Origin of the sequence: Alkanindiges illinoisensis DSM 15370, assembly GCF_000619845.1 — a bacterium.
Taxonomy (GTDB): domain Bacteria; phylum Pseudomonadota; class Gammaproteobacteria; order Pseudomonadales; family Moraxellaceae; genus Alkanindiges; species Alkanindiges illinoisensis.
Map to the genome: position 1 here is coordinate 1,658,260 of NZ_JHUX01000003.1, position 13,853 is coordinate 1,672,112.

A 13,853-nucleotide genomic window follows, 5' to 3' on the forward strand; every position below is an offset into this window, starting at 1 on the left:
AGGCTTACTGCCCTTATACTGAGGAAGGTACTGCTGTGGTAGATCTGGCAAAAAATGGTAGGCAATTTTCCAGTGCGCGGCAGTCCTGACCCAGACTGCGTTGAATAAAAAAGTCCTGTACCATTTGCGCCTGTTGTTCGATGCCATATTGAAAAAAGCTTTTGCCTTCCTTAAGCAAATACTGGTAACGCCGATCCAGTACCGCACGCCGGATCACCTTCATGCCCTGCTGTACCTGCCAGACATGGGTCATTTCATGGATAAACCAGGCCTGCTTACCCAAAGGTGCTTTAGAAAAGTCATCCAGATAATCTGCTGGATTAAAATAAATATGGCCATTTGGGCTAATGGCATAACCGCGGATTACCCATGAACTGGCACAAATACGGGGTATGTCCAGATCAAGCTGCTCATGAAAAACAGAATAAGCCAGACTTTTTTCACCCAGCGTCAGGGCACGGCTGGTTTTTAGACGCAAAAAATGATTTAGCAAATCAGGGGCTATCCATAAAACTTATATACTGTAGGATAGGACATTGCAGAACGATGCACTGTCATCTGTATTAGCCTGCAATCACCAACCCAAGCCTTGTTCGGCTTTGCCAGTCAGCAGTCATTAAAAAACAGTCCATACTATAAGCGTACTACATCACTTCTTTACATTAATTTACTGTTAAAAATAGTATGGTGATATCAGGAACTCGGTTTTATAACATTGGATGTTATGATATTTCGCTGTTTTTATGGGCTTCTTTCGTCGAAACTTTTCTATCGACAACATAAATGCAGTACAATATCTGCTAATTTTAATTACTTTTTTGCACTATAAGCCTTTGTTGTCGCAATGCAATTTATAACAGTCATATCGCATTCGCCAATCAACAATGCAGTGTAACGCCTACCCTGCCACTGGTTAGGGTATTAAGGAAATCGGATTATTATGAGTGTGTTAACTTTTGCCCTGGCGCAATATTCCCCCCGTGTTGGTGACCTGCTGGCAAACGCAAAACAAATGGTACAGCTTGCTGAACAAGCCAAACAAAAAGGTGCTGATGTCATTGTTTTCCCTGAGCTTGCAGTAACCGGATATCCACCTGAAGACTTGTTATTACGTGCCAGCATGAACAAGCGGGTGCGTCATGCACTGGATGTTCTCAAGCAGGTTAATGGCATTACCATGGTGGTAGGTTATCCGCATCAGGATGATGATGCCACCCAGCCACAACCGCGCTATAACTCGGCAGCAGTCCTGTGTGATGGCAAGATTCTGGGTGTTTATCACAAACAGTATTTGCCCAATTATAGTGTGTTTGATGAGCGCCGCTATTTTACAACGGGTTCGCAGCATGTGATTCTGGAAATCAAAGGCCAGAAAGTCGGCCTATTGGTGTGCGAAGACATCTGGCAGGAAAAGCCCATTTGCCAGTTGAAAAAACTGGGGGCGGATGTGGCCGTGGTGCTCAATGCTTCACCATTTGAAACCGGCAAGCATGACCGTCGCAAGGAATTATTGCAAAACCAGACCAGAACCAATGCAATCCCGCTGGCTTATGTCAATTGTGTTGGCGGACAGGATGATCTGGTATTTGATGGCGGTTCAATGGCAGTGAATGCCGATGGCAGCATTGCTGCTGAAGCCAACCGCTTTAGCGAACAGCTATTGCTGGTTGAGTTTGACTGCGAAAAGCATGCCTTTAACCAGCAGCCACCGGTTGCAGCGCTGTCTGCTGTCGCTGAAACCTACCAAACCCTGGTGGTGGGTGTACGCGATTATGTTAACCGCTCCGGTTTTCCCGGTGTCATTCTGGGCTTGTCAGGTGGGGTGGATTCTGCCCTTTGCCTTGCCATTGCCGTGGATGCGTTGGGGCCAGAACGTGTAAATGCCGTAATGATGCCATTTGCCTATACCGCGCAAATTAGTCTTGACGATGCGGCTGCACAGGCCAAGCGCCTGAATGTGGCTTATCACGTGGCTGAAATCCACAACATTGTGCATAGCTTTGCCAACACTTTGCACCCGTTCTTTGGGGACAGCGATGTGGGCGTTACTGAAGAAAACCTGCAAGCCCGTACCCGCGGCACCTTGCTAATGGCACTATCCAACAAGTTTGGCCATCTGGTACTTACCACCGGCAACAAGTCGGAAATGGCAGTGGGTTATGCTACCCTGTATGGCGACATGGCTGGTGGTTATGATGTGCTTAAGGATGTGTACAAAACTGAAGTGTTTGAGCTGTGCCGCTACCGGAATTCGCTGGAAGAAAGCCCGGTGATTCCGGAACGCGTGATTACCCGTCCGCCCTCTGCCGAGTTACGCCCGGATCAGGTGGATCAGGATTCATTACCCCCATACGAAATTCTGGATGCCATTCTACAGGGTTACATTGAGCATGACCTGAGCCAGACTGAACTGGTGGAAAAAGGGTTTGATTGTGATGTGGTGAACCGTATTATCAAGATGGTAGACCGGAACGAATACAAGCGCCGTCAGGCAGCCATCGGTCCCCGCGTTACCAGCCGTGCTTTTGGCCGCGAACGTCGCTATCCACTGGTGAATGGCTGGCAGGCCGGAGATTAATCCTTAATGACCCAGTCATCCTCCAATCCATCCTCTGAGACACCTGATCAGGCTTTAAATCAACCGGTAGCATCCTGTGTTCCTGCAACACAGGCACGCTTACTGGCTGAACAGTTACTTGAAGCCCAGGTGGCGTTTGTCAAAGCGCGTCTGAGTAATGCCGAGGTGAGTGATCACGCAGCCAGCCTGATTAATTTTTGTCTGGAACAGGGCAAGGACATTACCCTGGAAGAAGTGGTTAGTGCCCAAAGCATTCGTGATGTGGTTCAGGTCTATGCTTTTGACCTGAATCTGGGTGCTGGTGTCATTGAACTGATTGGTGCGATGGCGCAACGCTTGTATAGTGAAGCCAATCATCTGGCGCCTACCCTGCAAACCCTGATTTCCAGCCACCAGCTGGAACAGTGGATTGACAAGATTCTGGAGCTGGATCAGGTGCGGCATCATCTGGTACAGGCCGTGTTGCAAAGCCCGGCAGCTCACGAGGTGATTGGGCAGATTATTTCAAGCCTGCTAAAAAAACAGTTGCCCAACTGGCGTGAACAAATTTCAGAGCAACTGGGCAGCGGCTGGATGGCCAAAACGCCTTTGCTGCCACGCCTGATGAAACTGTTGTTGCAACAGGAAGAAAAACTGTTATCCATTGCTGAGCAGCATTTAAGCCAGTTTATCCAGAATCAGGGCACACAGTTACTGAATCTGGATGCTGAAGAACTAAAAGATATTGCATGGCAAGTCTGGCTAAATATCAAGGACATTCCACTGAATGAATTATCCAGTGGTATTGAAGCGCTGGACATTGAAGAATTTTTTGTTTTGATTTATGAGCTGTGGCGTGAGTTGCGCCAGACTGAATATTTGCAGCGCCTGATCTTCACTGGCATTGATGTATTTTTTGAAGTGTATGGCGACTATCCGGTATCCGAATTGCTGGAAGAAATTGGCATTAGCAAGCAGCACCTAATCAATGACGGGAACCGTTTTTTGCCACAAGCCATTGCAGCCCTCAACCAGCATCATGTGCTGGATCAACTAATCCGCCTGCAACTCAGCGATTTTTATCTCAGTTCGTCTACCTTAAATTTAATTCAGCAAAGTTTGTTGACAACCACCACGATCCAGCCAGCCTCACCTGAATAAATAGGCAATCCTTCTTTAACAGGCTGTACAGCGGCGCTGGTTACTGGTTTTTATCCTGCTCCAGCTCATTAATTAGCTGCTTCATCCGGGTAATTTCTTCTTTTTGCGTTTGAATAATTCCATCTGCCAGTTCCCGCACCCGCGGGTCTTGAATACTGGCGCGCTCACTGGTCAGGATGGCAATGGAATGATGCGGAATCATGGCTTTCATCCATGAAATCTGGTCCACTGTGGCCTGACTGCGCACCAGCCACAATGACAGCACGGCAACAATTCCACTGGCCGCATAAATCATCAGGTTATGTTTTTTATTTTTATACATGCCCTGCATAAAAGTCAGCATGATGATTGCCATGACTGCGCCCATAAAAATAGCCATATAGACCCGGGTTTCACTAAAATAAATATGCTCAGCCTCATACACATTGCTATACATCATGACAAACATGGCTAGTGTGGAAGTTAGAATCATCAGGCACAATTTCAAATAAGGATTCATTTGTAGTCCTTGTTTTTCTAAATGAATCCTTACCTTAATCAGATCTGGGCCATTTTTAAGTAGTGTTTAAGTAGGCAAATGTATAGAGGCATTTATCCAAGCAATATTTTGCTTGCGGCATGGCTTAGCGAATGGTAATAACTTCACAAAACCCGATTTCGTCAAGTACCGTATGATGCTGTAAATCGTATAGATAAACCTTACTCAACGTATGCTGGAAAGTCTTTTTAAGCGCCACATGCATGAATTTTTCCAGCTTGAGTTGCTGCCACAGTTTTTCGTAGCCAGACGTAATGCGGTGAATGTATAAATCGTCTTCCATATAGGCAGGTTCGCCATCAATGGAAAAAGAGACATTGGGATTGTCTTGTACCAGTAAGTCAATAATCATGCTGCTCTCCCTTCATTTCCTGTCCTTTTATGGTAAAACGAGAAAAAATCGGTGCTATATCTGTTTGGTTAAACAAAATGATCTAATCTTCACAAAGCTGGCTTAAAACAGGAAAAAACCGGATGTACTGGGCATTAAGGTAACAATTAAATACAATGGAATGAGTAGCATCAAGATAAGCACACCCACAGTGGCCATATCCTTAAGGCTCATGACATAAGTATTTTGATCAGCTTCAAGTCCTCTCAGTACCTGCATAGTAGTGGCAGAATTGCTGGAATTACGGCTGTATAGAACATCGAGAAATGAATGGATCAGCTGATTATTGAGTAAATAAGGATTAAAGCCTGCCAGCTGGTTGTGCTGGAAAAAATGTTCAATAGGTTGTTCAAAGTGGGTATAGCGCGAGCCCCACTGCTCAAACTTGAGCTGCTCTGCCACATCGTAAAACAGCAGTGAAACACCCTGATGGCGCAAGTCCTTTAGCAAGTGCTGGTACAGGCGGTCAACCTCGGGTTTTCTGCCTTCTATATACTGGAAAAAATAGCCATTGCCGTAGAGCAGTACGCCAGTAAGCTGATGGTTAAAATTATACTGCCGGGCGGATTCAAAAATCTGGATTAGATCATTGCGGATATGCACCGGATTGGCAGTTGCCGTACTGGCATAGGCCAGTCGAACATAAGGTATCATTATTATCTTCTATTAAGTGGAGCCATCTTGGCTTCTCAAGGCTTCAGTGTACGCCTAAAAAATAATCAAATCCATTATTTATAAAAATAACTTAATATAAGCGTAAATATTTCTTACTAATTATGAAGCTGGGGCTTATCAATCCTGTAGGTGATTTAATACCACTACATGCAGATAAAAGACGGACATAAAAAAAGTCCAGTCTGAGAGACTGGACTATAAAACTTGTATTTCAAAAATCTTTACCATTGTCTTAATAAACAATGGTAGCGGGGGCTGGATTTGAACCAACGACCTTCGGGTTATGAGCCCGACGAGCTACCAGACTGCTCCACCCCGCAGCAGAGGTGGCATTTATACGCGCCTGTGGCTGCCGCGTCAACATAAATTTTGGTTTGTTTTATCTATTGCACGTTTTTTGAGTAATTCTGTGTGTTTTTGCTCAAAAAATAGCTTAGTGATAGCTCATCATTGCAGTACTAACCAGCACATAAGTGGCAATCAGGAACAAGGGTAAAAAAACAGAAATCAGGATGATCTGGTTCATTTTCATGGCAGGCTCTCAGTTACCTCAATAAGGAAGCCATAGACTACTGAATAGATATTTAAGCCCGATTACAGTACGGGCGTCATGGCCAGCAAGCGCTTAACCAATAGATTTTCTGCTGTGGGTTAACGCGCCAGCAATCAGAACAGCTAGAACATTGCCTCGCTGATTTAGCTAGTTATTATATAGCTTGCTATTATTTTGCTAATCATGCCTTGACTGGCCTAGGCTGACTCCCCCTGCCTTAACTAACCTGATAACGCCTTAGCTCCTCTGGATCATGGGCGCAAAATAGCGATACTTCATCAGCATGCTGGAGCGCCAGTTGCCGCAAGCGTGCCAGGTTTTCTCGCCGTGGCTGCGCATAGGTCTGAACCAGCTTTTCAAAAAACCGCAGTCCTGCTGGCATACGTGGCTGAGCACTCACCTGGCTGTGATGGAAATAGGCATCACCACAGTGCAATAGCCATTTTTTGTCTTGCCGTACTGCAACACCCACATGCCCTTTGGTATGACCAATTAATGGAATCAACAGCAGGTCATCAGCCAGTTCGGCAATTGGGGCGATGGCTTCAAAGCCAAACCATAATTTTTGTGCCTGACCTTGATGCTGGCTGTGTACCACCCACTGTGGCTGGTGTTCAAACTGTACTGAACGGAAGCGCAACAGGTCTCGCATGTCGGGTTGTACAATTTGTAGGAATTCCGGCTCAAGTACATGCACCTTGGCATCAGGAAAGTCACTTAAGCCGCCAGCATGATCAAGATCCAGATGTGTTGGCATCAGGTGGCGTACCTCTTTTAAGTCGTAACCCAACGCCTGAATCTGGTACAGCGCCGTTTCGGTCTTGTCCAGCGTGGGTCTGGCCAGTCGTAAAAAAGTGTCACCCAATCGGCCACGGGGATTCTGGATATCGCGGCTGCCAAAGCCACAATCCACCAGAATCAAACCCAGCGTGGTTTCAACCAGCAGGCAGTGACAAACCAGCCGGGCCGGTTTTTTCCAGCTGCCATAGCCATTAATCAGCTTTTGGCAGGCCGGGCACATGGTGCCGCAATTTAAATGATGAATACGCACAATACTAGCCTTGCTGTGGCCACGTTGTTTATCCTGGCTGTCGGGCTGGTCATCAGTAGCACAAGCTGTCGCTTTACTGTTGATATCCTGAATGGCCGCTGTGCTGATTTTAAAGCGATTCATTTTGGGTGCATTCCATTTAAGCATGGGAGACTGCAAAGCACGGGTTGCACGATTTTTGTTGTCATTCATGGCTTCTTGGCTTCCTGCTGGCTGATTGCTTGGCCTGACTAATTGCTTGGCATGAGGCTTGCTCTTCAACTGGCAGTATTATTTTTTTTAAGATAAAAGTTTTGACAGCTTCTACCAGCTTTTATACAAATTGCGCCAGACAGTTGCTCAGGTTGTTTCTTTTGCTGCTAGAACGCATATTTCCCACACGCATAATTTTAACAATTTGCGCTACAGTGCAAAAAATTTCCCGTAAATATTTTTATATTCAACAGCTTAATTTCCAGGTTTTTTAAGAAAAATCCGGACTGCATATTCATCATACAGCCAGATTTTCTGATAAAAAATTTTCATTTAAATGAATTACTTTATTAATCCAGTCGATAAAAACGCTTGGCATTATCGCGGAAAATTGCTTGCATGGCGGCGTCTCCATAAGGCTGAATCATGCGGGCATAAGCCTCCATCAGATTGCTCAGGCTAGTATTGACCTTGTCCATGGGAAAGTTGGAGGCATAAATGATGCGCTGGGTCCCAAACACGGCAATGGCGTTTTCAATGAGTGGTGAAAGTAAATCAACCATTTGGCTGGCACTGGCCAACTGGCGGTTTTTATAAAACGCATGACCCAGTACCGGCATCATCAGGCCGGAAATTTTGGCATACACATTGGGCTGTTCAGCCAGTTGTGCAATATCATCTTGCCAGCGCGCAAAAATGTCCTGACGGGCAGCATCCGTTACCCCGGTATAGTTTCCCACCGGCCCAAACAGGCCAACGGGTGTGCCTAGATGATCCAGTACCATCGGCGTCTCTGGAAAGGTGCTGGCCAGTTGCGTCACATCTGCAATTTGCGTGGAATAAACCCATGCATCAAAGCTAAGGCCGTTTTTGGCAAACTGTTCAAAGCCTGCCAGAAACTTGCGGCTGGTATACAAATGCGCTTCATCGCTCCATTGATGCACACCCGGATCAGGATGATGTGAGGCCATGCGCCGCAAGCCGCGCAACAAGGGCGTTTGTGCCTGATGCAATTGCAGGATTTTTTTAAACCTGCGGTCTGTAAAGTCAGCTGTAGCGACAATGCCACCCAGACGAATGCCGTGCTGTTCAAACGGCAGTTGTTTAACCCAGCGAGTTTCACCCACTACACCGTTGCCTTTGTGGTCGTGCCAGCTGGCTTCAATATGCACCACTTGCTCGACCTGATAACCGGACTGTTGATCGCCAGCCAATCCATTATCGCCGAGATCAGCAGCATAATTAGCTGGTAAGTACGGTGCCAGTGCATAATCCGTTAGACCCAGCATATCTATTAGTGGCTGAGGTTTAACCAGCCGCACTACCTTGTCCATTAAGGCGGGATGCTGACCCAGCAGCTTTACCAGTAGGGCTGCAGTATGCGGTGTATGGTACGGGTCCCATTGGTGAATATGCGGGTCAACAATTGGAAAATTAATTAAATTCATGTCCTGCTCCCTGCTAAAATCTCCGTTTTAAATACAATAGACTTCTTTTATAAGTAGCTTTCACCCCTCTTGCAAAACATATTTTTCATTCCCCTTATTAAGGAGTGAGCGAAGCGCAAGAGGGGGCTATGAAAGAAGTCTAATGTACTCAGCTCAGTTTATTGACCAGTCGCAACGGCAAATTACGCATCAAAAAGCCCAATGGTTTCCACGGCCAGTCGGGTACATAGGCCTTGATCGGCTGTTTTTCTATTGCCTTAACCAGTGCTTTGCTGCCCACTTTTTCACTGACTTCAAACGGCAGTTTTTTGGCGCCTTCATTGAGTTCCGTGCGGATATAGCCGGGGAAAATAGTTGAGACTTTGATTGGTGTATCAATCAGCTCAGCGCGGATGCCTTCAGTTAAATGCGCCAGTGCTGCCTTGCTGGCGGCATAAGTCGACAGGTGTTTTGGCAAGCCACGCATGGCCGACATCGAAGACATGGTCACCAGATGACCATAATTTTGCTTGCGGAAAATCTCAACCGCAGCTTCGCATTGCGCCAGTGCAGCAATAAAGTTGGTTTCAGCCGTTTTGCGGTTAATCTCAAAATGGCCCTTGCCAATACGGCGACCTTCACCCACGCCAGCGTTAACAATAATGCGGTCAAGCCTGCCAAACTGCGCAGCAAACTCACGAAACACGCTAAACACCTGGTCATAATTATTGACATCAAGGCTTTGAATGGCAACCGTAATCCCATATTGCTGTTCAAGCTCGGCTTTTAGCTGCTCTAGCCGTTCCAGCCTGCGTGCACACAGGGCAAGGTTATAACCCACTGCTGCAAATTCGCGTGCCATGCCAGCGCCCAAGCCTGAACTGGCACCCGTAATTAAAATCACTTTGCCATTGCTGCTTAATACTTTCGGATTTGTTGCCATATTATTGTTCCTGCTTTATCAGAATAAAAAAACCAGACTGCGACCAGCCCACCAGCCCACCAGCACATCATGAATAGTTGGGATTAATGCCCGATTTTAATGCCTGCTGTTAATGCCACGTGAGCAAGTTACTGGCCTGACCACGAAAATGGTTATGCTCGTTAATACTCAGCACAGTATGTTTGCGGCCATCGCTGCGAATTTGCGTGATGCCGCAATTAACCAGTGCCCAGTTCAGCTCAAAGGTGGCCTGATCACTTAAGCCCATCAGCGCTTGCACAATCACAGAAATCACCCCGCCAGAGCTAAATACCACGCTATGCTGCCCTACACTTTGCGTCACAATGTCATTGAGTGCAGCAAGACTGCGCGCCTGAAACTGCAGCCATGTTTCACTGTAATCGCAATCATATTCACCGCATTGCCAGCGTTGCATGGCTGCCCCAAAGAGCTTGCCCAACGTTTTTTTGGGATGCTCAGTGGCTGCAATCGCCTGCATCAGCGCCTCCCGGGTGGGATAGCGCGCTGTATCGAGTTTCATCAAGACTTGTTCATGGTCAAACTCATTAAAGCCCGCATGAATGACTGGATTCAGCGCACAATTGGCAGCTTGCAGACAGGTTTCTGCGGTTTGCTGGTGGCGGGTCATTGCGCCTATCCAGACGTGGTCAAACTGCTGTTGCTGATTGGCAAATAATTCACCTAAATGTGTGGATTGTGCAAAGCCTTTGGATGAAAGCTGGTCATAATTGGCTGCGCCAAAGGAGGCCTGCCCGTGCCGGATTAAGGTAATGAGTGCCATCGCTGCTTATTGTCCTTTTCGCTGGCTGTTTAGTTTTGACAACAGGCCTGAATGTGATATGACGTTTGAAACCGTCTGCTGTGCCATGAGTTTCAGGCAACGCACATGCAGCGCATGCACAATCAGCCAGAAATTCTTAAAGGCCGGATTGCGGGTTTGCTTGTGGTAATAACGGTAATAAATCTGCTGCGCAATCACCGCTAGGCGGAACATGCCAAACACCTCATAAAATGTCCAGTTGCTGGTGTGCATGCCGGTTTTATCAAGGTAATACTGCACTACTTCCTTGCGGCTAAACATGCCGGGTAAATGAGTTGGCTGGCGGCGCATAGCGCGCAAAATCATGTTGTCATCCGGTTGTACCCAGTAGGCCAGTGCACTGCCCAGATCCATTAGCGGATCGCCAAGGGTCGCCATTTCCCAGTCAAGCACGCCAATTACCCGCATGGGTTCTTGCGGGTCTAAAATCACATTGTCAAAGCGCCAGTCATTGTGAATCACGCAGGTTTTACTATCAGCGGGCAGGTTGCTTTTGAGCCAGCGCCGCACCAGCTTGAAACTGGGCACATTAATAGTGCGGGCTTTTTCGTAACGTTTGTCCCAACCTTCTATCTGACGCTGGCAATAGCCCTCGCCCTTACCAAGCGTTTCCAGCGCAGTGCCGTGATAATCGACCTGATGCAAATCAATCAGTGCATCCAGCACGTTGATACAGAGCTGCCGAACCTCAGTTTTGCCAAAGTTGATTTCCTTGGGCAAATTGGCACGCGGAATAATGCCTGCCACCCGCTGCATCACATAAAAATCACAGCCCAGCACTGATTCATCAGTACACAGTGCCACCATGTCCGGCACCAGTGGATAGGCGGGCTTAAGAGCTTTTTGTACCGTGTATTCACGCACCATGTCATGCGCGGACTTGGCCTTGGTACCTGCCGGTGGACGACGCAGGATCAAATCCTGATTGTCATATTCAATCCGGTACGTCCAGTTGGATGCACCGCCAGAATACTGGGTCACCCGCGCATTGCCCTGCAAGTCTAATCCCTGAGCGCTTAACCACTGCTCCACTGCGGCAATATCCAGCTCCTCGCCACTACGGACTGTGCCGCCAATATCAATCACTGACATCTTGTTATCCCTATTCTTTCATCTTATTTGGAACGTCTGGAATAGCCGCGTTTGGCCAGTTCAATGCGGGCAATCACGCCCTTATGCACTTCATCCGGGCCATCCGCCAACCGCAAGCTACGCGCCTGTGCAAAAAATCCGGTCAGTGGCGTATCGCGTGACATGCCTGCCCCGCCATGGATTTGCATCGCCATGTCCACTACTTTTTCCAGCACATTTGGCGCAACCACCTTGATGGCTGAAATTTCAGTCATGGCTGCCATATTGCCAAAATTGTCCATTTTCCACGCCGCATATAAGGTAAGTAAACGAGCCTGATCAATGGCAATGCGGGCTTCAGCCAATTTTTCGCGATTGCCGCCCAGATTTAAAATGGGCTTACCAAAAGCCACCCGGTTCATGCCACGGTCAATCATCAGTTCCAGCGATTTTTCTGCCGCGCCAATGCAGCGCATGCAATGGTGAATGCGGCCCGGCCCAAGGCGACCTTGTGCAATGGCAAAGCCTTCACCCGGCCCGCCAATAAAATTGGCCACTGGCACACGCACACTGTCAAAACTCACCTCGCCATGGCCATGTGGTGCATCATAATCACCAAATACCGGCAGCATGCGCTCAATGGTCACGCCCGGTGTATTGACTGGCACCAGTACCATGGAATGCTGATGATGGCGATCCTTGCTGTCATCGGGTGTATGTGCCATAAAAATAATAATGCGCGCATTGGGATCACCCAACCCTGATGACCACCACTTGCGGCCATTCAGTACAATCTCATCGCCTTCAACAACGGCAGTAGCCTGCATGTTGGTGGCATCGCTGGATGCAACGGCAGGTTCAGTCATGCAAAATACCGAACGGATGTCGCCAGCCAGCAGCGGCATCAGCCATTGCTGTTTTTGCGCCTCAGAACCATAGCGCCACAGCACCTCCATGTTTCCTGTATCGGGCGCATTACAGTTAAACACCGTGGGCGCAATCAGGCTGCGTCCGGTTTGCTCGGCAATGTGCGCGTACTCCTGAATAGTCAAGCCGGCGCCCAGCGTGTCATCCGGCAAAAACATATTCCATAGACCCGCTGCTTTAGCCTTGGCTTTAAGGTCTTCCAGCACGCTCGGCCATTGCCACGTGGTCCAGTCACCGCCAATGTTGGTGCTGTGGACTTCGTGCCAAAAATCCGCTTCGATGGGTTCAATATGTTGCTGAATAAATTGTCTGGTTTTTTCCAGATATTGCTGCCCGCGCTGGCTAAGTTCAAAGTTCATATAAGCTGTCCTTTCTGTGCGGTGATGCTGTTTATGGCATGGTTTTTTCTATCGACTGGCTTAAATCTAATGAGTTTTATACAATGAATAAAATGAATTATTTTAATTTTATAGTATGAATACTGTGCATGATTATCCCTTACTGAATAGTAATTCCCAAAATAGCAGCTTGCCAAATGACAGCACGTCAAACCACAACGTCACGCCAAGCCGTAATCCATTAAGCCGGATGGACTTAAACCTGTTTCGTATTTTTGCCGTGGTTTACCGTGAGCGTAACCTGACCCGCGCTGCCGAACAGTTGTTTTTAAGTCAATCTGCCGTTAGCCATGCGCTGGGACGCATGCGCGAGCAACTGGATGATCCACTATTTATACGTGAAGGCCACGGCGTGTGCCCAACCCCACTGGCAAACCGTTTGTGGCCAGACATTGAACAGGCACTCCTATTGCTTCAGCAAGCCATGCAGCGCTCGACATCATTTGAGGCCAGCCGCGACATCAAGCAGCTGACCATTGCCATGAATGATGAAATTGAACCTGTGTTTTTGCCACAAATCGTGCAATGGTTTCAGCAGCAAGTGCCGCAAATCCAGCTTCATAGTGTACGGATTGACCGGCAAACCCTGCGCAGCGATTTAAGCAGCGGACGCATTGATCTGGCGATTGATATTGCCCAGCCCAGTGAGCGCGACATTGCCCACCAGTTGCTGCTGCGTGATGAATTTGTGGTGTTGAGTCGTCCCGAACATCCATTGGCACAAGCGGGTCTTAATGCGGAAACTGCGGCCAGTCACTATATTCAGGCTGAACATATTGCCGTGTCTGCCCGGCGTACTGGGCGTGCGGTAGAGGATTTTTTGTTTGCCAAACAAGGGATTGAAAGGCAGATTAAAATACGCTGCCAGCAGTATGAATCGGCAGGCCGTATTGTGCAAAGCAGTGCCTTATTGCTAACCATGCCGCGCAGTCTGGCGCATCAGGTGGCTGAACATCTGGAGATTCAGATTTTGCCGCTACCCATTGCCATTGAAGACCTTGAGTTGCATTTGTACTGGGATATGGGCAAAAATCTGGAGCAGCAAACCCTGTGGTTTCGCCAGCAGCTGATGGCGCTGCTCAATACCCAACAGTCCGTTGAATGAATAATCCGCTTAAGCCTGCTGGA

General features: G+C 47.8%; 13 protein-coding genes and 1 tRNA gene. 3 read left to right on the top strand and 11 right to left on the bottom strand.

The annotated features are described in order from the left end of the window. Positions 1-13: 13 nt before the first annotated feature. On the bottom strand, positions 14-493 hold the full coding sequence (locus tag Q337_RS0108300) for a hypothetical protein (protein ID WP_026471200.1): 480 nt from the start codon (positions 491-493) through the stop codon (positions 14-16). A 447-nt stretch (positions 494-940) separates the two neighbouring features. On the opposite strand from Q337_RS0108300, the gene Q337_RS0108305 reads away from it, so the two are divergent. Both Q337_RS0108305 and Q337_RS0108310 read left to right on the top strand, forming a co-directional pair. Then, a complete protein-coding gene (locus tag Q337_RS0108305) occupies positions 941-2,578 on the top strand; it encodes an NAD+ synthase (RefSeq protein WP_026471201.1) in 1,638 nt (545 codons plus the stop codon). Between the two features lie 6 nt (positions 2,579-2,584). Beyond that, positions 2,585-3,718 carry a hypothetical protein gene (locus tag Q337_RS0108310; protein ID WP_026471202.1) on the top strand — a complete coding sequence of 378 codons (1,134 nt, stop codon included), beginning with the start codon at positions 2,585-2,587 and terminating at the stop codon, positions 3,716-3,718. 40 nt (positions 3,719-3,758) lie between these two features. On the opposite strand, the gene Q337_RS0108315 is transcribed toward Q337_RS0108310, so the two are convergent. The 10 genes from Q337_RS0108315 to Q337_RS0108365 all read right to left on the bottom strand — a co-directional run bounded on the left by Q337_RS0108315 (position 3,759) and on the right by Q337_RS0108365 (position 12,686). Then, entirely contained in the window at positions 3,759-4,217 is a 459-nt protein-coding gene (locus Q337_RS0108315; RefSeq protein ID WP_051526675.1) for a DUF305 domain-containing protein, read from the bottom strand. 124 nt (positions 4,218-4,341) lie between these two features. Beyond that, positions 4,342-4,608 carry a hypothetical protein gene (locus Q337_RS0108320; RefSeq protein ID WP_026471204.1) on the bottom strand — a complete coding sequence of 89 codons (267 nt, stop codon included), beginning with the start codon at positions 4,606-4,608 and terminating at the stop codon, positions 4,342-4,344. A 102-nt stretch (positions 4,609-4,710) separates the two neighbouring features. Beyond that, complete coding sequence (locus tag Q337_RS17200) at positions 4,711-5,301, bottom strand: BLUF domain-containing protein (RefSeq protein WP_051526676.1); 591 nt, start codon at positions 5,299-5,301, stop codon at positions 4,711-4,713. A gap of 264 nt (positions 5,302-5,565) precedes the next feature. Beyond that, positions 5,566-5,642, bottom strand: a tRNA-Met gene (locus tag Q337_RS0108330). Between the two features lie 450 nt (positions 5,643-6,092). Beyond that, entirely contained in the window at positions 6,093-7,118 is a 1,026-nt protein-coding gene (locus tag Q337_RS0108340; RefSeq protein WP_211253597.1) for an MBL fold metallo-hydrolase, read from the bottom strand. Positions 7,119-7,468: 350 nt separating this feature from the next. Beyond that, on the bottom strand, positions 7,469-8,566 hold the full coding sequence (locus tag Q337_RS0108345) for an amidohydrolase family protein (RefSeq protein ID WP_026471206.1): 1,098 nt from the start codon (positions 8,564-8,566) through the stop codon (positions 7,469-7,471). A gap of 148 nt (positions 8,567-8,714) precedes the next feature. Then, positions 8,715-9,488 carry an SDR family oxidoreductase gene (locus Q337_RS0108350; RefSeq protein WP_051526677.1) on the bottom strand — a complete coding sequence of 258 codons (774 nt, stop codon included), beginning with the start codon at positions 9,486-9,488 and terminating at the stop codon, positions 8,715-8,717. A 109-nt stretch (positions 9,489-9,597) separates the two neighbouring features. Further along, the gene (locus Q337_RS0108355; protein ID WP_026471208.1) at positions 9,598-10,290 is read right to left on the bottom strand and encodes a histidine phosphatase family protein; all 693 of its coding nucleotides are present in this window, start codon (positions 10,288-10,290) and stop codon (positions 9,598-9,600) included. 6 nt (positions 10,291-10,296) lie between these two features. Then, on the bottom strand, positions 10,297-11,421 hold the full coding sequence (locus Q337_RS0108360) for a phosphotransferase family protein (RefSeq protein ID WP_026471209.1): 1,125 nt from the start codon (positions 11,419-11,421) through the stop codon (positions 10,297-10,299). Positions 11,422-11,444: 23 nt separating this feature from the next. After that, entirely contained in the window at positions 11,445-12,686 is a 1,242-nt protein-coding gene (locus Q337_RS0108365; protein WP_026471210.1) for an acyl-CoA dehydrogenase family protein, read from the bottom strand. A gap of 229 nt (positions 12,687-12,915) precedes the next feature. Between Q337_RS0108365 and Q337_RS0108370 the strand changes: the two genes are divergently transcribed. Continuing rightward, a complete protein-coding gene (locus Q337_RS0108370) occupies positions 12,916-13,830 on the top strand; it encodes a LysR family transcriptional regulator (RefSeq protein WP_051526742.1) in 915 nt (304 codons plus the stop codon). Positions 13,831-13,853 lie beyond the last annotated feature (23 nt).

What these genes read in the sequence shown, in the direction of transcription:
- Q337_RS0108345 (WP_026471206.1), bottom strand. Translation starts at nt 8,566, where the DNA reads ATGAATTTAATTAATTTTCCAATTGTTGACCCGCATATTCACCAATGG.
- Q337_RS0108315 (WP_051526675.1), bottom strand. Translation starts at nt 4,217, where the DNA reads ATGAATCCTTATTTGAAATTGTGCCTGATGATTCTAACTTCCACACTA.
- Q337_RS0108370 (WP_051526742.1), top strand. Translation starts at nt 12,916, where the DNA reads ATGGACTTAAACCTGTTTCGTATTTTTGCCGTGGTTTACCGTGAGCGT.
- Q337_RS0108310 (WP_026471202.1), top strand. Translation starts at nt 2,585, where the DNA reads ATGACCCAGTCATCCTCCAATCCATCCTCTGAGACACCTGATCAGGCT.
- Q337_RS0108305 (WP_026471201.1), top strand. Translation starts at nt 941, where the DNA reads ATGAGTGTGTTAACTTTTGCCCTGGCGCAATATTCCCCCCGTGTTGGT.
- Q337_RS0108320 (WP_026471204.1), bottom strand. Translation starts at nt 4,608, where the DNA reads ATGATTATTGACTTACTGGTACAAGACAATCCCAATGTCTCTTTTTCC.
- Q337_RS17200 (WP_051526676.1), bottom strand. Translation starts at nt 5,301, where the DNA reads ATGATACCTTATGTTCGACTGGCCTATGCCAGTACGGCAACTGCCAAT.
- Q337_RS0108350 (WP_051526677.1), bottom strand. Translation starts at nt 9,488, where the DNA reads ATGGCAACAAATCCGAAAGTATTAAGCAGCAATGGCAAAGTGATTTTA.
- Q337_RS0108360 (WP_026471209.1), bottom strand. Translation starts at nt 11,421, where the DNA reads ATGTCAGTGATTGATATTGGCGGCACAGTCCGTAGTGGCGAGGAGCTG.
- Q337_RS0108365 (WP_026471210.1), bottom strand. Translation starts at nt 12,686, where the DNA reads ATGAACTTTGAACTTAGCCAGCGCGGGCAGCAATATCTGGAAAAAACC.
- Q337_RS0108355 (WP_026471208.1), bottom strand. Translation starts at nt 10,290, where the DNA reads ATGGCACTCATTACCTTAATCCGGCACGGGCAGGCCTCCTTTGGCGCA.
- Q337_RS0108340 (WP_211253597.1), bottom strand. Translation starts at nt 7,118, where the DNA reads ATGAATGACAACAAAAATCGTGCAACCCGTGCTTTGCAGTCTCCCATG.